Source organism: Prevotella sp. BV3P1, assembly GCF_000479005.1.
Taxonomy (GTDB): domain Bacteria; phylum Bacteroidota; class Bacteroidia; order Bacteroidales; family Bacteroidaceae; genus Prevotella.
Genome location: NZ_AWXC01000043.1, coordinates 104,285 through 124,879 on the forward strand (window position 1 = coordinate 104,285; position 20,595 = coordinate 124,879).

The 20,595-nt window shown below is 46.6% G+C and carries 24 protein-coding genes and 1 tRNA gene; 12 read left to right on the forward strand and 13 right to left on the reverse strand.

Annotated features, from left to right (window positions below; translation table 11 throughout):
• Nucleotides 1-54 precede the first annotated feature (54 nt).
• The 4 genes from coaE to nusB are packed head-to-tail and all read right to left on the reverse strand — an operon-like array spanning nt 55 to nt 3,037.
• Nucleotides 55-651, reverse strand: a complete 597-nt coding sequence (coaE, locus tag HMPREF1254_RS08275) for a dephospho-CoA kinase (protein ID WP_023058144.1) — start codon at nt 649-651, stop codon at nt 55-57.
• Between the two features lie 23 nt (nt 652-674).
• Nucleotides 675-1,658, reverse strand: a complete 984-nt coding sequence (locus HMPREF1254_RS08280; RefSeq protein ID WP_023058171.1) for a CdaR family protein — start codon at nt 1,656-1,658, stop codon at nt 675-677.
• A gap of 12 nt (nt 1,659-1,670) precedes the next feature.
• Nucleotides 1,671-1,988 (reverse strand): preprotein translocase subunit YajC, encoded by a 318-nt coding sequence (gene yajC / locus HMPREF1254_RS08285; RefSeq protein ID WP_023058174.1) that lies wholly within the window; start codon nt 1,986-1,988, stop codon nt 1,671-1,673.
• A gap of 47 nt (nt 1,989-2,035) precedes the next feature.
• Nucleotides 2,036-3,037: a transcription antitermination factor NusB gene (gene nusB / locus HMPREF1254_RS08290; protein ID WP_023058191.1), complete on the reverse strand. Its 1,002-nt coding sequence runs from the start codon at nt 3,035-3,037 to the stop codon at nt 2,036-2,038.
• A gap of 314 nt (nt 3,038-3,351) precedes the next feature.
• On the opposite strand from nusB, the gene HMPREF1254_RS08300 reads away from it, so the two are divergent.
• The 4 genes from HMPREF1254_RS08300 to purN all read left to right on the forward strand — a co-directional run bounded on the left by HMPREF1254_RS08300 (nt 3,352) and on the right by purN (nt 5,846).
• Nucleotides 3,352-3,999, forward strand: a complete 648-nt coding sequence (locus tag HMPREF1254_RS08300) for a 50S ribosomal protein L25/general stress protein Ctc (RefSeq protein WP_023058133.1) — start codon at nt 3,352-3,354, stop codon at nt 3,997-3,999.
• A 31-nt stretch (nt 4,000-4,030) separates the two neighbouring features.
• Nucleotides 4,031-4,615, forward strand: coding sequence for an aminoacyl-tRNA hydrolase (pth, locus tag HMPREF1254_RS08305; RefSeq protein WP_023058229.1), 585 nt, complete (start codon nt 4,031-4,033; stop codon nt 4,613-4,615).
• Between the two features lie 86 nt (nt 4,616-4,701).
• Complete coding sequence (locus HMPREF1254_RS08310) at nt 4,702-5,181, forward strand: RNA-binding S4 domain-containing protein (RefSeq protein ID WP_023058155.1); 480 nt, start codon at nt 4,702-4,704, stop codon at nt 5,179-5,181.
• Nucleotides 5,182-5,210: 29 nt separating this feature from the next.
• Nucleotides 5,211-5,846, forward strand: a complete 636-nt coding sequence (gene purN / locus HMPREF1254_RS08315; RefSeq protein WP_023058210.1) for a phosphoribosylglycinamide formyltransferase — start codon at nt 5,211-5,213, stop codon at nt 5,844-5,846.
• 287 nt (nt 5,847-6,133) lie between these two features.
• On the opposite strand, the gene HMPREF1254_RS08320 is transcribed toward purN, so the two are convergent.
• Nucleotides 6,134-6,391: a hypothetical protein gene (locus HMPREF1254_RS08320; protein WP_023058195.1), complete on the reverse strand. Its 258-nt coding sequence runs from the start codon at nt 6,389-6,391 to the stop codon at nt 6,134-6,136.
• A gap of 241 nt (nt 6,392-6,632) precedes the next feature.
• Between HMPREF1254_RS08320 and sucC the strand changes: the two genes are divergently transcribed.
• From sucC to HMPREF1254_RS08335, 3 genes are all read left to right on the forward strand, one after another.
• A complete protein-coding gene (gene sucC, locus HMPREF1254_RS08325) occupies nt 6,633-7,781 on the forward strand; it encodes an ADP-forming succinate--CoA ligase subunit beta (RefSeq protein ID WP_023058194.1) in 1,149 nt (382 codons plus the stop codon).
• Between the two features lie 30 nt (nt 7,782-7,811).
• Nucleotides 7,812-8,678 carry a succinate--CoA ligase subunit alpha gene (gene sucD / locus HMPREF1254_RS08330; RefSeq protein ID WP_023058182.1) on the forward strand — a complete coding sequence of 289 codons (867 nt, stop codon included), beginning with the start codon at nt 7,812-7,814 and terminating at the stop codon, nt 8,676-8,678.
• 414 nt (nt 8,679-9,092) lie between these two features.
• Nucleotides 9,093-9,845, forward strand: a complete 753-nt coding sequence (locus HMPREF1254_RS08335) for a retropepsin-like aspartic protease (RefSeq protein ID WP_231385834.1) — start codon at nt 9,093-9,095, stop codon at nt 9,843-9,845.
• Between the two features lie 66 nt (nt 9,846-9,911).
• On the opposite strand, the gene HMPREF1254_RS12425 is transcribed toward HMPREF1254_RS08335, so the two are convergent.
• The 4 genes from HMPREF1254_RS12425 to HMPREF1254_RS08350 all read right to left on the reverse strand — a co-directional run bounded on the left by HMPREF1254_RS12425 (nt 9,912) and on the right by HMPREF1254_RS08350 (nt 12,093).
• The gene (locus tag HMPREF1254_RS12425; RefSeq protein ID WP_255325158.1) at nt 9,912-10,046 is read right to left on the reverse strand and encodes a hypothetical protein; all 135 of its coding nucleotides are present in this window, start codon (nt 10,044-10,046) and stop codon (nt 9,912-9,914) included.
• A gap of 126 nt (nt 10,047-10,172) precedes the next feature.
• Nucleotides 10,173-10,883 (reverse strand): UMP kinase, encoded by a 711-nt coding sequence (gene pyrH / locus HMPREF1254_RS08340; RefSeq protein WP_023058206.1) that lies wholly within the window; start codon nt 10,881-10,883, stop codon nt 10,173-10,175.
• Between the two features lie 97 nt (nt 10,884-10,980).
• Entirely contained in the window at nt 10,981-11,712 is a 732-nt protein-coding gene (locus tag HMPREF1254_RS08345; protein WP_023058164.1) for a biotin--[acetyl-CoA-carboxylase] ligase, read from the reverse strand.
• Nucleotides 11,713-11,718: 6 nt separating this feature from the next.
• Nucleotides 11,719-12,093: a YraN family protein gene (locus HMPREF1254_RS08350; RefSeq protein WP_023058190.1), complete on the reverse strand. Its 375-nt coding sequence runs from the start codon at nt 12,091-12,093 to the stop codon at nt 11,719-11,721.
• Nucleotides 12,094-12,192: 99 nt separating this feature from the next.
• On the opposite strand from HMPREF1254_RS08350, the gene HMPREF1254_RS08355 reads away from it, so the two are divergent.
• Complete coding sequence (locus tag HMPREF1254_RS08355; RefSeq protein ID WP_036891193.1) at nt 12,193-12,645, forward strand: nucleoside deaminase; 453 nt, start codon at nt 12,193-12,195, stop codon at nt 12,643-12,645.
• 200 nt (nt 12,646-12,845) lie between these two features.
• Here the strand turns inward: HMPREF1254_RS08355 and HMPREF1254_RS08360 are convergent, their stop codons facing one another.
• On the reverse strand, nt 12,846-13,703 hold the full coding sequence (locus HMPREF1254_RS08360) for a Cbp1 family collagen-binding glycoprotein adhesin (protein ID WP_023058149.1): 858 nt from the start codon (nt 13,701-13,703) through the stop codon (nt 12,846-12,848).
• Nucleotides 13,700-14,401 (reverse strand): 16S rRNA (cytidine(1402)-2'-O)-methyltransferase, encoded by a 702-nt coding sequence (gene rsmI, locus HMPREF1254_RS08365; RefSeq protein WP_023058189.1) that lies wholly within the window; start codon nt 14,399-14,401, stop codon nt 13,700-13,702. The genes HMPREF1254_RS08360 and rsmI overlap by 4 nt, the downstream gene beginning before the upstream one ends.
• A gap of 93 nt (nt 14,402-14,494) precedes the next feature.
• Here rsmI and HMPREF1254_RS08370 point away from each other — a divergent pair, with 93 nt between their 5' ends.
• Both HMPREF1254_RS08370 and HMPREF1254_RS08375 read left to right on the forward strand, forming a co-directional pair.
• On the forward strand, nt 14,495-15,115 hold the full coding sequence (locus HMPREF1254_RS08370; RefSeq protein WP_036891187.1) for a thymidine kinase: 621 nt from the start codon (nt 14,495-14,497) through the stop codon (nt 15,113-15,115).
• A 21-nt stretch (nt 15,116-15,136) separates the two neighbouring features.
• Nucleotides 15,137-16,255: an AI-2E family transporter gene (locus HMPREF1254_RS08375; RefSeq protein WP_023058153.1), complete on the forward strand. Its 1,119-nt coding sequence runs from the start codon at nt 15,137-15,139 to the stop codon at nt 16,253-16,255.
• Between the two features lie 61 nt (nt 16,256-16,316).
• Here the strand turns inward: HMPREF1254_RS08375 and HMPREF1254_RS08380 are convergent, their stop codons facing one another.
• Both HMPREF1254_RS08380 and HMPREF1254_RS08385 read right to left on the reverse strand, forming a co-directional pair.
• On the reverse strand, nt 16,317-17,612 hold the full coding sequence (locus tag HMPREF1254_RS08380; RefSeq protein WP_023058211.1) for a Y-family DNA polymerase: 1,296 nt from the start codon (nt 17,610-17,612) through the stop codon (nt 16,317-16,319).
• A gap of 1 nt (nt 17,613) precedes the next feature.
• Nucleotides 17,614-18,051: a LexA family protein gene (locus tag HMPREF1254_RS08385; RefSeq protein ID WP_023058169.1), complete on the reverse strand. Its 438-nt coding sequence runs from the start codon at nt 18,049-18,051 to the stop codon at nt 17,614-17,616.
• 830 nt (nt 18,052-18,881) lie between these two features.
• On the opposite strand from HMPREF1254_RS08385, the gene HMPREF1254_RS08390 reads away from it, so the two are divergent.
• A tRNA-Lys gene (locus tag HMPREF1254_RS08390) sits at nt 18,882-18,954 on the forward strand.
• 394 nt (nt 18,955-19,348) lie between these two features.
• Nucleotides 19,349-20,290, forward strand: coding sequence for an IS30 family transposase (locus HMPREF1254_RS08395; protein WP_023058154.1), 942 nt, complete (start codon nt 19,349-19,351; stop codon nt 20,288-20,290).
• The last annotated feature ends 305 nt before the right edge of the window (nt 20,291-20,595 follow it).

Consider the following 20,595-nt stretch of genomic DNA (forward strand, 5'->3'; position numbering starts at 1 on the left):
CGTTAATTTTCGTTTGATAGATGATACATGTACCACCCCGCAACCCTGTACACCTTATATTATAAGGATGTGGTTGTGGTGCAGTTGTTCTAAAATTTTCTCTATTTGTTGGGGTAAATTAGCTTTTCCATCGTTGACGAGTTCCACGTCGCTCAGTCGGACCATCTCTTCTTGTGGCATCTGACTGTTAATCCATGCCGTGGCCTTTTCATGGCTGATTCCGTCGCGCCGCATGATGCGTTCCACACGAATCTCCAGTGGTGCCGTGACGCATATCACCTTGTCGGGCGTGATGCGGCGGTCGAAATGAGCGTCAAACAAGATGGCACTCTCAATCCACTGCAACGGCGACTGTAGAAAGTCGGTAGCCACGGCGGGGTGAACGATGTCGTTGACCGCTTGCTTGTTGGCCTCTGATGCCAGCAGAAATTGGGCGAGCACCGACTTCTGAAGTTTCGTTCCCTCGTACACATCCGGTCCCACCAGTTGTGTAAGTTGTTGCCGCAGCTGACCATCTTCTCGCATGAGCCGTTTGGCCGCCTCATCACAATCGTAGACGACGATGCCATGCTGCCTGAGCAATTGACAGACATAACTCTTGCCCGACCCGATGCCACCCGTGAGGGCGACAATACTTTTCCTGTTGTTCATCGCACCGTTGGTTGCATGGGTGGTTATTGTTGTTCGACGAGATAGTCTATCTGGTTCATTTCCAACCGCGCTTGTCGTACCTCAGCGGGGACGGTTTTCAGGTGCAAGGCGCATTTGTCCGAAGGATTTGCCTGCAGCTCGTTGTAGTCGACCACCACCTCGAATTGCTTTTCATTGATTTTCCTGAATGCCGTAACACCGATGTTGAACAGCACCTTTACCTTGGATGGGAAGGTGCGCAGCGTCTTTCCTTTCGGCATGTTGATGGCCTTGATGGGTACCTCGATGCTCTCTTCGGTGAGGATGTCGGGGAAGAGCCCTATCTTCACTTTCTCCGGTACGGTCTTCACGCCAATGATTTTCTGCAGGTTGACCTGTCGAATCAGCGTGTCCGTGAAATTGGTGAGGTTCAGTTTCTCGGTCATGATGTACCTCAAGCTGTCCAGTTTGCTTTGCTGCGCATACACTGTCACCTTTTCGGGCCAGAAGCTCACGCGTGCCAGATAGTAGTTTTTGGCAGGTGTCATGATGCCGTTCGCACGAACTGGCAGGGTCTTCGACTGTCCAAAGTTGAAGTAGAATTTCAGCTGGTCGGGCTTCAGTGCGGTGATTCTGGAAGACGTGGCCAGACGTTGGTACAAGATGTTCTGCACGTCGGCCAGGGGTACATTTCCCCTTCCTGCGCTTTCGTTGGCGTAGGTGGAGAAGTTGAGGTTGATGGGTCGGAACGGTTCACCCGTGAAATAGCCGATGAAGGCAAATCCCTTGTCGCGTACCGTCACGATGACGGTGTCTGGCATGTTGGTGGTGATGATGATGTTCTTGGGCACGTTGACCAAGCGTATGGGCACGGGAATTTCTTTTTCGTACATCTCATCGAGCGTCATGGAAAGCCAGAACGCCGCACTGAGAAATAGGAAAAACAAAAACACCAGGAATCGCTTGGACACCAAGTCGAGCAAGAAATTCCTGATGGGTGCGGTAATACGCTTGAGCTGGTTGAGCATGTGCGTGTGTGGTTAAGCCTTTACTGCGTTCTGCGACGCTGCGTCGGCATAGAGGAAGTTGCGGTCAACCTGCACGGTAACGCCGCGTGCGATTTCCACGTCCACCTTGTTCGTGGTGAGGTCAATGCGCTTCACGGTGCCGTAGATGCCGCCGTTAATGATCACCTTTGAGCCTTCCTGCAAGGCGTTTTGGAAGTTGCGTATCTCCTTTTGTTTCTTTTGTTGTGGACGAATCATGAATAGCCACATGATAGCCAGCATGGCCACCATGAAGATGAGCATGCCTGTTCCTCCGCCTGCTGCTTGTGCAGCTAATAGTAGTGTTGTCATATTTGATTGATTGATTAATTAATTCGTATTTGTATTTCTATTTTTGTCTATTCTTGTCCTTCGGTCGGTTGCTCGGTATCTGGTGTTTCCTCCTTCTTGACAGACCGGCGTTGCTTGGGCTCGGGCATGGGTTTGAGCATCTTGCCTGTCGAGATAAGGTGACGTGCGATGGTGTCGAGCATGCCGTTGATGTATCCGCCGCTCTTCGTGGTGCTGTAGCGTTTGGCCTGGTTGACGTATTCGTATATCGTCACCGAGACGGGGATGTTCGGGAACGTGAGCATCTCGGCGATGGCAATCTGCATGATGACCACGTCCATGTAGGCCAACCGTGAGAAGTCCCAGTTGCGGCTGGTCTCGCTCATGTACAGTTGGTAGGTGTCGGCATTGAGGATGGTGGCGCGGAAGAGTTTGGTGGCGAAGTCGCGGTCTTCCTCGTCCTTGTATTCGCGCAAGATTTCCTGATCGGCCTTGTTAGCCTGGTCAAACCGCCTGATGGTTTTCAGCACGAAGGTATCTACCACCTCTTTGTCATCGTTCCAGTAGAGGCTCTTCTCCTCGAGCAGGGCATCCAATTCGGGATTGTCCTGAATGAGCTGTTTGTACAGCTTGCGCCATACCTCGCGGTCGGCCTCATAACTGTCATCTGTGTCGGCCATGTACGCTTGGTAGGTTTCCGACTGCTCAATCTGGTTGCATATCTTTCGAATGAACTCAACGTCATCGTCCCAGGTCAGTTTCTGTTCTTCGATGAAGTCGTTGAGCATCTTGTTCTCTTCCAGTTGAACGGCAAACTTGTTGAAAGCGAATTTTTGTGGAGGCAATTCCGTTCCTTCCCTTTCGGCTTTCTGCGTGTTTACCTCCACTCTGTGTCGCTCTTCACGTGAGATGGCCACGATGAGTTGGAGCAGATAGATGTACAAATGGTATGCTTTGGAGAGGCAGAAAAGCAATTCTTTCTCTGCGTTATCCATGTTGTTATTGCCATTCTGATAGTATGCGTAGGTTAACTGGACTATCTTGGTCCTGATTAGTTCGCGATTGATCATCCTTCAATAATTTGTGTTCTTGCTAAATTTGATATTGCAAATGTAGTCTTTTTTTACATGACATGCAAGCAATCTTTCTTGATAATATCAATTTTTTACAGAAACTTTGCATATCTCAGATAATTCAAGTAACTTTGCAACGCTTTTTTGAGCGCATCAGTGACGCCGACGCATGTCGTGAAAGCGGGGAGGGGAGCCATGCTCCGCCTGTCGCTCTTACTGGCAGCATCGGCCAAGCAGGAGAGTCCTGCGTCTCTGTGTGATGGCGAATTAAGGCAATGAATGTTCAACAACTTAATTTAGAGTAACACATTATGAAAGAGATTAATGTATCGGGTAAGAAGCGTGAAGACCTTGGAAAGAAAGCTTCTAAGCAATTGAGAAAAGAGGGTTATGTGCCCTGTAACATTTACGGTGCAGCACAGGCTGACGGCAAACCGGAAGCATTGGCTTTCGCAGCTCCCATGTCAGAGTTGCGCAAGGTGGTGTACACACCGCATATCTATGTAATCAATCTTAACATTGATGGCGAAAGTCATACCGCCATCTTGAAAGAACTGCAGTTCCATCCTGTGACGGACGCACTGCTCCACGTTGATTTCTACGCTGTGAACGACCAGAAGCCTATCACCATCGGTATTCCGGTGAAGTTGGTTGGACTGGCACAGGGTGTACGCGATGGTGGGCGTATGAACCTGTCTATCCGCAAGGTGAACGTTACCGCTCCCTACCAACGCATTCCAGAGCATCTGGACATCGACGTGACCAACTTGAAAATTGGTAAGAGCATCAAGGTGGGTCAGTTGAATTTTGAAGGACTGGAAATGGCAACACCGAAAGACGTGGTGGTATGCTCCGTCAAGATGACGCGCGCCGCTAACCTGTCTGCGGTCGCCGACACGGCTGATGAGGGCGACGCAGCCGCTGAGGGCGAGGGCGAAGCTGCACCAGCAGAGGCTTAATCAGTCCGTGACAGTCACGATAGTTTAATCAATGGACAAATACTTGATTTGTGGTCTGGGAAACCCGGGTGCTGAATACGCGGGAACCCGCCACAACACTGGATTTATGGTATTGGACGCTTTTGCCAAGGCGTCCAATATCGTTTTTGAGGATAAGCGATATGGCTTTGTGGCCGAAACCAGTCTGAAAGGTCGCAAAATCATCTTGCTTAAGCCCACCACGTTCATGAACCTCAGTGGCAACGCTGTACGCTATTGGCTTAACAAGGAAAACATCGACCAGCGACGCTTGCTCGTGGTTTCTGACGATGTGGCCTTGCCCCTTGGTGAGTTTCGCCTCAAGGGCAGTGGCAGCAATGGCGGGCACAACGGACTGGGACACATCCAGCAGCTCATCGGCCAGAACTATCCCCGTCTGCGCATGGGCATTGGCAACGAGTATCCGCGTGGCGGACAGGTAGACTGGGTGCTCGGTCATTATGATGAGGCGGATATGCAGGTTCTTCAGCCTGCCATCGACACCGCGGTGGAAATCATCAAGAGCTTTGTCCTGGCTGGCATCGACATCACCATGAACCAATTTAACCAACAGGGGAAAAAGAAAGGGGGCCAATAAGGCCAATAAGCCTAATAGGGCTAATAAGCCTCATTGGCCTAATAAGCCCAATGAGCCCAATAAGCCTAATAATCCCAATAATCACTATGACAGAAACAACCTCCACCTCTTCCAACCTTCGTGTCAAGGACACCGGCTCGGCGCGCATTGACAAGTGGCTCTGGGCGGCTCGCATCTTCAAGACCCGCACACTGGCTGCCGAGGCTTGCAAGAACAATCGTGTGAGCGTCAATGGGGTGAGCGTCAAGCCAAGTCATGTCATCAAGCCCGGCGAAACGATTGATGTCAAGAAACCGCCCATTACCTATTCGTTCAAGGTGCTCAAGACCATCGAACAGCGGGTGGGGGCTAAGTTCATTCCACAGATTTACGAGAATGTCACCGATGCCAAGCAGTACGAACTGTTGGAGATGAGTCGCATTAGTGGATTTGTAGACCGTGCCCGTGGAACCGGACGCCCCACGAAGAAGGATCGTCGCAGCATGGATGCCTTCGTCCGTCCGGCTCTCTTTGGATGGGATGAAGAGGATGAATGGGATGAGGATGATGATGACAACCAACAATAAGGCACAATTTGCCTAAAAACGATAGCAGCATGACAGAACCAACAACCACCACAGCATCCAAACGGCAACCCTGTAACGTTGCCATCTTTGTTTCGGGTAGCGGTACCAACTGCGAGAACATCATTCGCTATTTTCAAGATTCACCGCTGGTGCATGTCGCGCTGGTTTTGAGCAATAAGTCTGATGCCTATGCCTTGGTGCGTGCCAAACGACTGAACGTTCCTTCCGTTGTCGTGTCCAAGGCCGAGTTTGGCAAGACCGATGAGGTGCTGAAGCTACTTGATGAGCATCACATTGATTTCATTGTGTTGGCTGGGTTCTTGCTGATGATTCCCGACTATCTCATCCAGACTTACCACCGACGCATGATTAACCTGCATCCAGCTTTGCTGCCTAAGTTTGGCGGCAAGGGCATGTACGGACACCATGTGCACGAAGCGGTGAAGGCCGCTGGCGAAACCGAGACAGGCTTCACCGTTCATTGGGTCAGTTCGGTATGCGATGGTGGAGAGATCATCGCTCAGTTCCGCACCCCACTTCTCCCATCCGACAGTGTCGACGAAATTGCGGAGAAAGAGCACCAACTGGAGATGAAGCATTTCCCGCAAGTGATTGAGCAGGTTGTTCGGGATTTCTTGGGAGATAGTAAAAATAGTAGGAGTTAGCAGGAGTAACTTGGAGTTAGAGGGAGTTAATAGGAATAACTTGTAGTTGGGAGGAGTTAGCAGGAGTAACTTGGAGTTAGGGGGAGTTAACGGACATTAGCTTTGCAATCAAGTAGTTTGTAGTTATTGGGAGTAACTTGAAGTTAGGGGGAGTTAACGGACAATAGCTTTGCAAATGAATCACTTCTTTGGCGACGCTATTGTCCGTTAACTTCTATTTACTCCCCATTAACTCCCGTTACCTCCCATTAACTTGATTGGCAACGCTAATGTCCGTTAATTTTTATTTACTCCCCATTTACAGCCGTTGGCGGGAACCTTCTGCGTGTAGGCCCATGCTTGGCAGATACGGCTCCAGTGACAAACGTGCTGCCGGTTTTCAACAACTGTACCGTGGCATGCGTCATCGGCTCGTTCGTTTCTTTGTCTACCAGTGTTCCTGTAATCTGTCGTTCTTGTGTCCATGCGGCCATTGACATCATCATCAAGGCCAGCATGGTGAGGAGTTTTCGCTTCATCTGTTTAGTTTCGTTTACCTTTCTCATCGGCCTTGTTGTGGTTTCCTGAGCCGAGATACCTTATTATATGTGATGTTCAAAAAGCAATAAAGTTTAATTTTGGGCGGAAAATTTACCATCGTCTATGATTTTGTTACAGCCAGTTTGCCTGTCATTTGAAGTCGTTAACATTTCAAGAGTTTATTTTCATGTTTTTTTTGTCATCGTACACAAAAAAGCGTTATATTTGCAAAGTTAACAAAACTATTTACTAACAAAACAAATTGCCATGAAGGTTCATGAATATCAGGCGAAAGCCTTGTTTGCACAGTACCATTTGCCAGTAGACAAGAGTGTATTGTGTCGGACGGTCGATGAGGCCGTATCAGCTTACCAATCCTTAGGATCAGAGCGTGCAGTTGTAAAGGCACAAGTGCATACAGGTGGTCGTGGAAAGGCTGGCGGCGTGAAAGTTGCTAAAGGAGAAGAACAACTTAGAGAATATGCTTCTCAAATTTTAGGTATGGATATCAAAGGCTTTACCGTTGATCGTATCTTGGTAGGCGAAGCTATTGATATTGCGTCAGAGTATTATGTAAGTATTGTCATCGACCGAAAAGTAAAGTCTGCCATTCTGATGTTAAGTCGTGAGGGTGGTATGGACATCGAGTCGGTTGCTAAAAATACACCCGAAAAAATCCATAAGATACCCATTGACCCGCTCATTGGCATGCCCGATTACTTGGCAAGAGAAGCTGCTTTTTGTCTTTTCGATGACAAAGCGTTAGTGAAGCAGGCCGTTCCAGTTTTCCAAAATCTGTACCGTCTCTTCAAAGAGAAAGATGCTTCGTTGGCAGAAATCAATCCATTAGTAGTGACCAAGAGTGGAGAGGTGAAGGCGATTGATGCCAAGATGACTTTCGACAACAATGCTTTGTATCGTCATCCTGATGTTTTCGAACTCTTTGAGCCTACGGCAGAAGAGCGCAAAGAGCAAGATGCTAAAGACAAAGGATTTAGTTATGTCAACCTTGGTGGTGAGATTGGATGCATGGTGAACGGTGCCGGACTGGCAATGGCAACCATGGATATGATTAAACTGTATGGTGGCAACCCTGCCAATTTCTTGGATATTGGCGGTAGTTCTAATCCTACGAAGATTGTCGAGGCGATGAAACTGTTGCTCAGTGACAGTCATGTACGGGTGGTTCTCATCAATATCTTTGGTGGTATCACACGTTGCGACGATGTGGCAAAGGGACTAATCGAGGCGTTTAAGATGCTCGATACCGACATGCCAATCGTTATCCGACTCACTGGTACCAATGAAGCGGAGGGTCGCGAGCTGTTGAAAGGAACCAAATTCCATGTGGCTAAGACCATGAGCGAGGCTGGTAAAAAAGCCGTAGAGTTAGCTCAACAGTGCATGAACAAATAAGATATCTAACCATGTTAAATCTATAAAGCGATGAGTATATTAATTAATCACGATACAAAGTTAATTGTCCAAGGAATTACGGGACGCGATGGCAGTTTCCATGCCACGAAAATGAAGGAGTACGGAACCAATGTGGTAGGTGGAACTTCGCCTGGCAAGGCTGGACAAGAGGTTGCAGGGATTCCTGTTTTTAATACGGTAAAAGATGCAGTGAAAGCTACGGGTGCCAACACTTCGGTGATTTTCGTGCCAGCAGCTTTTGCCAAAGATGCCATGTTCGAGGCTGCCGATGCCGGCATTCAGTTGATTATTTGTATTACAGAGGGTGTTCCAACGCTCGATGTTGTTGAGGCTTATCGTTACATCTCCGACAAAGGAGCCAAGTTGATAGGTCCTAACTGCCCGGGATTGATTTCTCCTGAACAAAGTATGGTGGGCATTATGCCAACCAATATCTTTAAGAAGGGACACACGGGTGTGATTAGTCGAAGTGGAACATTGACCTATCAGGTGGTTGCCGACCTCACTGCTGCTGGCTTTGGACAGTCTACCGCAGTGGGTGTGGGTGGTGATCCTATCGTGGGTTTGTATTTCCAAGACTTGTTGGAGATGTTCCAAAACGACCCAGAAACAGACAGTATCGCCCTTATCGGTGAGATTGGTGGCGACGCAGAAGAGCGTGCAGCCGACTATATCAAGCAACATGTGACCAAACCAGTGGTGGCTTTCATCTCTGGACGCGAGGCTCCGAAGGGCAAACAAATGGGACATGCTGGTGCCATTATTTCCAGTGGTTCGGGAACGGCTGCTGAAAAGATTGCTGCCTTTGAAGCCGCAGGAGTGCCAGTGGCTCGCGAAACCTGCGAAATTCCAGTCTTGTTGAAAGAGCGCATGTAACAGCTGTCAATATCAGAGAGCGAGTTTGATAAGACAACGTTTAACACTTGTCTTTCCTACTTATTCCTGATGTTGAAACAAAAGCATAGAGTTAAGCCCCTTAAAGCATGTAGATTACACGCTAATCTACATGCTTTAAGGGGCTTAATGCAATGAGTTTGTTTGGAGAGGGAGAGTGGGGGCGTTTTTACCCAAAAACGCTTGACAGTTTTTGCTGTTTGCTATGTGTCACCTGTCAATAAATGATTAACTTTGCTATCGAAATTTATATTCTCGAAATCATCATCATTATATTATTATCAATCTAATTATTTTATCGATATGAAATCTCGGTTCCTGTTTATTTGCAGCATGCTTGTGATATTCACGCTTCATTTATATGCTCAAAATTCATTACTCCTTAAAGGAGACTTCATGTACACTAACGTCACTGTATCACATAATGGGAACTCTCGAAGTGTATCAGCCTTAATAGATACTGGTGCTTCTGTCTGTCTTATAGATTCTACTTATGCAGTTGATTCCTGCCATGTCGTAGTAACAGAGAGTAATGCAACTATCGGGAACACTGCAGGCAAGCGCATCAAATCTTTCGATTTTAATATAGACTCTGTTTCTATTGCTGGCATTTCATATCCTAAGGTGCGATGTTTTGTAGTTGATTTAGCAGGTAAATTTCTACATTATGCGCCCAAATTTATCTTGGGAGGAGATTTCTTAAAGAAGGAAATTTGGTGTTTCGATCTAAATACTCGTATGATGAAGCGTAGCGATGTTCCTAAAAAAGGATGTTCAATACGCATTAAATGGAAAAATCATGACGACTATAGAGATGTCGGTTTGAATTCTATATACTTTAAGGGTAAGATTGAAGGGAAGAAGACCCGTATCTTTTTTGATACAGGTAGTTGGAGCAATAACCTTCCCAAAACTTTTGGAATAAAAGCTACAAGAGAAATAGAAAAGGAGAGAGGAGATATTGCCCATAAACTAAAGATGAAGAAGTGTGGGCTATGCGAAGGAGTAAGTATGGAATTATCTCAAAATAGATACTTACTTGATTTTATTTTGACTAATGATCAAGAACCTCGTGTGAATGCGTCTTTCTTATTTGGAAAATCTTTCATTTTAGACTATTCACATAAAACGCTTCACATATTAAGATGATATACTCATCTTTCCTGATAACATGACTCCGGTATTGCTATCCCAATCTATACCCCAGCATTCGTGTCAAAAGTGTGGCTTAAATAGTATTTTGGCCATCCTCGATGCACCGAAAAGGGAGGAAAGAAGGCTTAGATAGTTGGATGTCTTCTTTCCATCTTCGCTCATGGCATTCTTGTTCTTGCTGATTTGGACTTCCATGAACTAAAACGTATAGCGGAAGCAGCCGTGGGCATCATGCCATGGTGGTGGTTCTTCCGATGAAAGCGATACGTTTTGCATGACAAGCGTATGGCATTTAACGGAAGAACCTTATTTTACATCAGCCTAATTGTGTACCAAAGTGCCGATGGGTTCGCCTTCCAGCACCTTCTTCAGGTTGCCAACCACATCCATGTTGAACACGTAGACCGGCAGGTTGTTTTCCTTGCACATGGCCGTTGCGGTGAGATCCATCACCTTTAGATGACGGTTATACACCTCGTCAAAGGTGATGTCGTCAAACTTCGTAGCCGTGGGGTCTTTCTCTGGGTCGGCCGTGTACACACCGTCAACGCGCGTACCTTTGAGCATGACGTCGGCTTCAATCTCGATGCCACGCAGCGAACTGCCTGTGTCTGTGGTGAAATAGGGTGAACCTGTGCCGCACGAAAAGATGCAAACCAGTCCGTTTTCCATCGCCTCAATGGCCTTCCATTTGTTGTAATACTCGCCAATAGGCTCCATGCGAATGGCTGTCATCACCTTGTTTTTAACGCCAATCGCACCCAAAGCGGAGCTCAATGCCAAGGAGTTGATGACCGTGGCGCACATACCCATCTGGTCACCCTTCACGCGGTCAAAGCCTTTCTGCGACCCGCTCAGTCCTCTGAAAATATTTCCGCCACCGATAACGATGCTTACTTGCACGCCCATGTCGTGCACTTCCTTGATTTGTTGGGCATAGTCGGCGAGCCGATTGGGGTCGATTCCATAACTCTGACTGCCCATCAGGCTTTCTCCACTCAACTTCAAGAGTATACGTTTAAACTTTACCATAATGATTATAAATGTTCGTTTGATTGATTCTGTTTAAAAAAATAGCGCAAGCCGAATACAAAGAAAACTTGTTTACTTTGTTAAGGCGCAGCCTATTTTATGCAATAAATTCCACCTCTTTAAGATAGTAGCCTCGCATGCGTCCATCGGTATCTTGCAGCACCAGTCGGCCATCGGGTTCCACCGTCACGATGGAAGCCAGGAAACAGCCCTCACGGTCGCGATAAGGATGCACGCCCTCCCGCCGATACAGCGCAGCATGATACTGGTTGGAGATTTCGTCGAACGCTCCTTCTTCCAAGCGATTGTAGTACTGCTCGAAAGCTGTGATAAGTTGATGAAGCAGCTTGTCGCGGTCCAACTCATGTCCCAGAATCTGCGCTAAAGACACAGGATTGGGCGCATCGCTCTCAAATACCGTCTGATTGACGTTGAGGCCCACCCCATAGACACAGTGACGTATCATCTGTGCGTGTACGCTCAACTCGATGAGCGTGCCACTCAGTTTGCAGTCTTTCCAGTAAATGTCATTCGGCCATTTAAGGGTAATGTCGTCAACATATTCGTCTAACACGGCTTTAATGGACAAAGCACCGGCCATTGACAAAAAGAATTGACTTTTTACAGGCAGCTTTTTGGGATGAACCAGCAGGGAATACAGTAAATTTTTCCCTGCTTTACTTTCCCAACCATTCTGTCCTTGTCCCTTACCGCTCGTTTGATAATCGGCCTGTACAACCACCATCTCTTCGTTGAAACAATCAGCGTGTTCGCAAAGGTACACATTGGTAGAGTTTACCTCATTGAGTTTGACCAGTTTGATACGCATTTTTGGTTATAACAATACAGGGTTGAAGGCATCTTCCAGGTGCTCTATCTGCATGTTCTCGGCTGTCGATCCCACGATGGAAATGACATCAAAGCGCAGCTCCTCTTGTATGTCAAACATCTTTACATAAACATCGGCCGCGATACCGAGATTCCTCATCTTCTTCTCATCAACGGCATCGGAGGGCAAGGCAACCTCGTCTGACCGACGTGTTTTCACCTCGACAAACACACAGGTAATGCCGTCGGGCGACAAGGCGATGATATCTATCTCGAACTTGCCGTGCCGCCAGCCACGCTCGCGGATGGTATATCCCTGCTTGTGCAGGTAATCAACGGCTGTATCTTCGCCCCATTTCCCAAATTTGTTGTGTGTAGCCATGTCCTGATGCTTCCTGATGATGTGTTGCAAAAATACGGTTTTTCTTCCACACATCAAAAAGAATGTTGTAAATTTGCAAGCACACAAACAGACACGACCATGACAGACGACGAACAACGCAAACAAGACGAACAGTTTATGCAAAAGGCATTGGCAGAGGCCCATGCCGCCTACGATGAAGGTGAAGTACCCATTGGTGCCGTCGTTGTGTGCCAAGGTCGCATCATCGCACGGGCGCACAACCAGACAGAAACCCTGAATGACGTCACGGCGCATGCGGAGATGCTGGCCATCACGGCTGCGGCAGCTCAACTTGGCGGCAAATATCTGCCCCAATGTACCCTCTACGTCACCGTTGAACCTTGTCCGATGTGCGCTGGTGCCATAGGGTGGGCGCAGGTTTCACGCATCGTATATGGGGCTGGTGATGAGAAACGGGGTTATCAGCGGTATGCGCCAAACGTATTGCATACCAAGGCAACGGTCACGGGTGGCGTGCTGGAAGAGGAATGCAAGCAGCTGATGCAACAGTTTTTCAAAGCAAAACGATAGGGTGGTGCAGGGCTGAGCTGGCGCAAAGTCGTTTCAACAAGGAGAATGAGCGGTTTCAATAGGGTGGTTGAAGCGGTTGGCATCAATAAAAAATCCTCCTACTCAGACTAATCCGAGCAAGAGGATTGATGTGTATGATTCTTGTTTCCCAGCCGACGCATGTACGTTATTTTTGGGAAAGCGTGTGTTTCTCGACAGCCTTATCGCACCAAGATAACGAGATACTTGCTGGTGCTCCAGAAGATTTCTGGATTAGTGATTCGAAGCACATACTGCTTGTTGGCATCACGCTGCAACACATAACTGCTGGATGGGTGCATGGTGAGAATCTTCGCCGACTTGGAATACAACTTGATTTCCTTGTCCACGCGGATGTCAATCTTGGTGAAATAATCCTTGTTGAAGTTGGCCTGCAACACTTTATCCCCCTCGATGATTCGCTGTTCTTTCAGTTCTTTTCGTGTACCAAACACAAACCAAGCGGTGTTGAGCTGCTTGTCTTGGCTGTTGATTACCTGCGATTTCTGTGAACTCTCGGTTGCCAAATTGTTGACATTGGTGTTCAGGTTGTTGATAGTTTCATCCAACTCGGAGATATGGATATCCTTCGCATCCAGTTCAGCACGCAATTCCTGAAGCTGCTTATCTTTCTCTTCCAACTGAGCGGTGAGGCTGTCCAATGCTTTTTTCAAGCCATCTCCTTTCACGGAGCTTTGCCTAAGTTGGTTGCGGAGCTTGGCAATCAGTTCGCGGTTACGCTTCATGGTAGAGGTGATGAACTGAATGTCCTCTCGAATCTGCTGCCCTTTGTTGGCGCCCTCGCCTTCCTTGGCGATGGTCACCCTGTTTTCTGCCGCATTGATTTCCTTGAATCCCTCTTGGATTTCGTTGAGTGTACCCATCATGTCATTGATTTCGTTGTCTTTCTGACTGATGATTTGCTGCAATGAGTCGGCTTGAGCTGCATTTTCCAAGTCACTGTTTTTCTTGTTATTCTGACATCCAAAGCATGCGAAAGTAATGACGGCAATGGCGGTCAGACTTAAAATCTTTTTCATATTCGTTCTGTTTTAAGTTTCTTATTCTTGTTATTTCCACCCACCACAATGACGATTTCGCCCCGCGGTGGAACTTCTTTAAAATGTTGTATCACCTCTTCAAGTGTGCCTCGAACATGTTCTTCGTGCAGTTTGGATATCTCACGAGCCACGCTCACGGGGCGGTCGGGGCCAAATACATCGGCAAATTGCTGTAGTGTTTTCAGCAAACGATAGGGCGACTCGTAGAAAACCATCGTTCTACGCTCTTCTTTGAGCACCTCCAATTGTGTCTGTCGACCTTTTTTCTGCGGCAAGAAGCCTTCGAAACAGAAGCGGTCACAGGGCAAACCGGATGAAACAACAGCTGGAATGCAAGCGGTGGCTCCAGGCAGTGTTTGTATCGTGATGCCTGCTTTTGCAGCCTCGCGCGCCAGAAAGAATCCCGGATCGCTGATGCCAGGTGTGCCTGCATCGCTGATGAGTGCTATGCTCTGGCCCGCTTTCAATCGTTCTACAATGCCCGCGGAAGTGCCATGTTCATTGAACTTATGGTGTGACAGCAAGTGATTTTGAATGTCATAATGTTTCAACAACTTGCCCGATGTCCTGGTATCTTCTGCCAACACCAGGTCCACTTCCTTGAGAATGCGAATGGCTCGCATTGTCATATCTTCCATATTTCCCACTGGGGTGGGCACGATGTACAATATCCCCATATAGTACGCAAATATAGTTAAATAATCAAGACGAGCAAAAAAACTGTCAATTTCTTTGCAATTTTTAATTGCTCTTCGTATTTTTGCATCAATATGATGGACTATTTGACAGGCGAATCACACCGCCCAGGAAGAATTGAAGTGATATGCGGCTCTATGTTTTCGGGTAAGACAGAAGAGTTGATTAGGCGTATGAGACGAGCCAACTTTGCCAAGCAGCGCGTTGAGATATTCAAACCTGCCATAGACACCCGCTATTCCGAGGAGAATGTGGTGAGCCATGACCAGCATGCCATTCTATCTACGCCCGTTGATTCTTCGTCAAGCATTTTGTTATTGTCTTCCGATGCGGATGTCGTAGGCATCGATGAAGCCCAATTCTTTGACGATGGACTCGTCAAAGTGTGCAACGAATTGGCCAACAAAGGGGTGCGCGTCATCATCGCAGGACTTGATATGGACTTCCAAGGAAAGCCTTTCGGACCCATTCCTGCCTTGTGCGCCATCGCTGACGAGGTGACCAAGGTGCATGCCATCTGCGTGAAATGTGGTGCGTTGGCCTACATCAGCCACCGCTTGGTGCAGAACGATAAGCGCGTTTTACTGGGCGAAAAGCTCACCTACGAACCCCTTTGCAGGGAATGTTACCAAATGGCCTTACGCCAAGAACAGCCCGTTTCGGCTGATTCCCAGCAGGAAGAACAAATGACATAAGATATACCAATCTACGAAAATATGAAAAGACAAGAAATCACCTTTGACAAATTCATACGCGTAGCCTCCATCCTGCTGTTGATATTCTTTGTTTTGTATCTTGTCAACTACCTGAGTGGTGTGCTTCTACCTTTCTTTGTGGCCTGGCTCTTTTCCTACCTGCTCTACCCACTGGTGAAGTTTGTGCAATATAAAATGCATGTCAAAATTCGCGCCATTGCTATTATCATCACCATGTTGGCCGTGGCTTTGGTGATTAGCGGACTGGTATATGCCATCATTCCGCCGATGATAGAACAGTTTGGCAAGCTCAACGACATCCTCAACAGCTGGATTAACCAAAGTACACACAGTAGCGACTTAGGCTCTTACATCTCACAGTGGATTACCAAAAACCGTGCTGAAATAGAAGAATTCATGAGGAGCAAGGATTTCAGCGACATTCTTAAAGCGGGGATGCCCAAGGTGTTCAATTTGGTTGGGCAAACGGCCAGCATCGTGATTAGCATCATCGCTTCGTTGATTACCTTATTATATACTTTCTTCATCTTGCAAGATTACGAATTTTTAACCGACAACTGGATTCGTATTTTCCCGAAGAAGAATCGTCCGTTCTGGGAGGAATTGATGAAAGATGTGGAAAGAGAACTCAATAATTACATCCGAGGACAAGGCCTTGTTTCACTCATCTTAGGCATTCTCTTCGGCATAGGCCTCTCCATCATCAATTTCCCAATGGCCATTGCGCTTGGCATCATGATGGGAATTATGAACCTGGTGCCATACCTCCACACATTAGCCTTGGTGCCAATGGTCTTTCTGTCCATGCTGAAAGCAGCTGACACGGGCCAGAATTTCTGGATTGTCTTTGGGTTGGCCATGCTTGTGTTCCTGATTGTTCAGGTGATTAGCGATACCATCCTCACGCCTAAAATCATGGGAAAAGCCATGAACCTCAATCCCGCCATTCTGCTTTTGTCCCTGTCTGTATGGGGAACATTGCTTGGATTCATTGGTCTGATTGTGGCTCTTCCGCTAACAACCCTGCTCATTGCTTATTGGCAGAAGTATGTGACGCGTGAGAAAAAACAGGACGAAACAACGCAAGAACAAATGCTTGAGCAGGCGGAAGAAAGATAAGAAACGAAATACGCAGGGTGACTTCGGTCACAATTTGCTACCAAGAAACGTTTGTGAATGCCTATTTCAGGGTGATGATGTCGCTCCAACGCGTGGTTGGATTCTTACTTCTGAAGTCGTGCCGGATGGCATCCGTGAAAGCAACGTGGTGGCCTTGCTCGTCTTTTTCACGGTATTGTTGGGCTCCTAATACCACCAATTCGGAGCCACCGAGCTTGTTCAGGCGGTCGATCACCAGATCAAGCCGCATCTGTTTTTCCATCTTATCCCGGTTATAATCGATGAAATTGGTCTGAACAGCATTGTCGGGCATGATGCCCATCACAACAACTCCCGCTTTTTTATACTGCAAACCAGGCACAAAGATTTCCTGCAAAGCCTTTGCTGCCGCTTGCACAATCTGCTGTGTGGCGTTGGAAGGTGTTAAAAGCGTCACCTCGCGACAGTTCCAATACTGCTGTTGGTCTTCTCTAAACTGATTGGTGTGGATGAAAACACTCACCACAGACGCCACGCTGTGTTGCCGTCTGAGCTTCTGCGAACAGCGCACAGCGAAGTTGGAAACATGCGTTCTAACGGCTTCAAAATCGGATATCGTACCCGTAAAGCTGCGACTGGTACAGATGCTTTTCTTTTTCGCAGGTTCTTCATTCGGAATACAGTCTTTGCCATTGAGTTCCATCCACGTCCTCACACCAGTGACATGGAATAGCAACCGAACCCACTCCTTGGAATGGTTGGCAAAGTCGTAGGCCGTCTTGTCGCCCATTTCCAACAGCTTGGGGGTGTTTCGATGTCCTATTCCCCACACCTCACCCACAGGAAACAGCTGGAGAGCCTTGATGCGTTTTTCCTCCGTATCAATGATGCAACAATGATGATAGCCCTCATGTTTCTTGGCAAAGTGGCTGGCCGCCTTCGCCAGCGTTTTGGTTTTGGCCATTCCAATGCTGACGGGAAGCCCTGTATGCTTCAGTATACGCCGATGCAGGTCTTCGCCCCACTGCTTTAGTTCGTCAAAACTCATGTTGGGAAGCAAGCAGAAGCATTCGTCAATGGAATAGCGAAACATCTGTGGAGCAGCGTCTTTGATGATGATCATGACGCGCGCCGTGAGTTCGCCATACAATTCGTAATTACTCGAAAACACGGCAATTTCCTCACCCGGGAATTGCTCTTTCATCTGATAATAAGGCAATCCGGCCTTGATGCCTAACTGTTTGGCCTCCTTACTGCGTGCCACCACGCAACCATCGTTGTTGCTCAGCACAACAACGGGCTTGCCGTTGAGATCGGGTCGGAACACCCGTTCACAACTCACATAGCAGTTGTCACAGTCACAGATGGCGTAAAACATGTTATTTTTTCCAGTTTTTGATGGTCCAAACCACCACGCCCCACACCTCAAACTTATCCAATTCATCGACCCGAATCGGACGGAATGCCTTGTTGGCGGGCCGCAATTCGATATATCCCTCATGCACATGGGTCATGTCGAGATATTTGATGGTGAACTCTCCATTGATGTAAGCCACAATCACATCGTTGTGTCCAGCCTCAACCGAACGGTCTATCACGGCGATATCCCCATCGTTGATGCCGGCATCTATCATCGAATCGCCCGACACCCGGCCATAGAACGTAGCGTCGGGATGACGGATGAAGTCACGATTGAAGTCGAGAGAGTCTTGCAGATAATCACCCGCAGGACTGGGAAAGCCGGCCTTGATGCCTGGCGCCAGCTCAAGTTCAAGTTGTTCGAGAAACGAACTATTGAGTATTTTGATGCTTGACATATCAGTCTGTTTGCTCCTCTAATGCCTGTTGTATTTTGTTGTAGTTGCAACAAAAGTACGGCTTTTAGACGAGAAACACAAGCGTGCGTTATTTTTTCCTGACTTCGTCATTGCGTCACCCAAAATCCTCATCAAATAGTTTAGCTATTGACGAAGTCTGGGAAGAGGGGGATAAAAGTGCACACTGTCATGCATGCCAACGAGAGTATCGAGAAAACCGAACTGATGTATATGAGTAGAAATTTGTACATTTCGTTGACTTTTTTTACCAAATATAGCCCCTAAAACGGCACTTAAAAACTTTCAATCTGGAAAAAATCAATAGGCATGCGGGAGGCAAGCAGGTGACTTTTTGACAAGAAAAATCTAATTTTTCTACAAAAGTCATGACTTTAAACATGATAGAGACACCACTTTGACCGGCAAACTCCATGCGCTTGGAGCGTAATAGCATGTAAACCGTACCTCAAAAGCAATGCTATTGTAAAAAAAACCTTGCTAAACAGGTACGCCACCATACACTACATGCGCAACGCATTGATTGACAAAATTATCCAAAGACCTCTCGTATTTGGCGTATTTGCTGACAACATAAAGTTGGTTTGCAAATACGCCAAATATGAAGCCCCTCGTTGTCAAGAAAATTCACATACAACCGCTGTCATGACATTTATTTCATCAACGAGTTATTAGGGGATACAGATTCAAAATCTAAGTGGAACTTTCGGACACTCCGATAAAAAAATACTATTTTGTTTTGTGTTTCAAAAAAAACTCTTTACCTTTGCACTCGCTTTCATCATTCATCGTTTATGAAAGTTATTTGGTTAGACTCGCTAGCTCAGTTGGTAGAGCACAACACTTTTAATGTTGGGGTCATGGGTTCGAGCCCCATGCGAGTCACAAAACGTTAAAAAGGGGATTCTTTCGGGAGTCCCCTTTTTTTAGGTTCAGACACACGCACTTGTGTTCCAATTCGTAGTACCTCTTCGATGAGTTTCTTTGTATCCATATCGTAAATACCATACGATTATGGTAGTATTTTTCGAAAAGAACAGCTTTCACAGTGTTACGGGTGTGCTATAAAATAATGATACTTAGAATAAGAACCAAGACTTTTTAAAATTGCAGATTAAAAATCGAAGTGCAATAAAAGAGTAGCCCTCGCCGAGAGATGCAGACGTTCTCGAAGCGTAGCGAGAGGTTGTCTGCATCTCTCGGCGAGGAAAAAAACAACCAGCAATACAAATAAAAAAAGGGAGACCGCAGTCTCCCAAAGATTAATTAACTTTGTATTGTGAAATATCATCAATTAACCTCGGAGCAAAGGTCGCAAATTTTCGCCTTACTCCAAAAGAAAACAGCGAGAAAAGAGATTGCCGCAATCGTCGGCATCAGTCAGTCAACACTTTCACGTGAAATCAAACGCAACAACACGCCATCGGGAAAGTATATCTGGACAAAGGCGCACGACATGGCTATGCAGCGCAGAGAGAGAACGGTAAAGAACTCCAAACTCTCCGACGAATTGGTCTGTAGAATCAAGGAATATATCATCAATGACCAGTGGTCTCCAAGACAAATATCTGGTTATCTGCGCAAGAACGAGGGGATAAAGGTGTCCCACCAGTCCATCTATAACATCATCCACAATGACACGACAGGGGAACTTGTCAAGCACACAAGGCATAAGATGAAGTACAGGCATCGTCCAAAGGGCAGACATCTTCCAATCAAGGACAGGGTGAGTATCCATGAAAGAAGCAAGGAAGTTGACGGGAAGAGATTCGGGGATTTTGAGATGGACTTAATCGTAGACCCTGATCAGCATGCCATACTCACGCTGGTGGAGAAATCCACCAATATGCTGCTTATGCAGAAACTGCCATTTGGAAAACAATCAAAGCCCCTAGCAAAGGTGGTCAGGAAACTGCTGCTGCCATACAAGGACTGTCTGAAGACCATTACAACAGACAACGGGCCTGAATTTGCAGCACATAAGGACATTACCAAGTTTTTAGGCGTGCCAGTGTACTTCGCTGATCCATATTGTTCTTGGCAAAAGGGAGCGATTGAGAATACAAATAAGCTAATCAGACAATATATACCGAAAAAGGATTCGTTTGAACATTATACAGACAAGAGGATTATGTCGATACAAAAGAAACTGAACGAAAGACCGAGAGAAAAATTAAACTTTTCTACACCAAAACGAGAATTCTTCAAACACGTTTTGTAATTTTGCACTTGCTGGTTGACTCTACGAATGATAGAGCCGTGCATATATATTGTATTTTTTTTTCTTGAAATAGCTTGGAGTTTTGAGAAAAAATACTTAACTTTGAAAACTCATTAATAAAATAAAAATAGATTGCTCCAAAAGAAATATCCAAGGAGTAAAAAATAAGGGTAATAATCATTCTTGGCGACGTATGTATAAATATGTAACACACTCTTTAGGCTGTCTGCTCAATGCTTCTTTCACCTTTACAAAAAAGCATGAAAGGACGCCCTATATCATGCGCTTGTTAACATATTTTATTA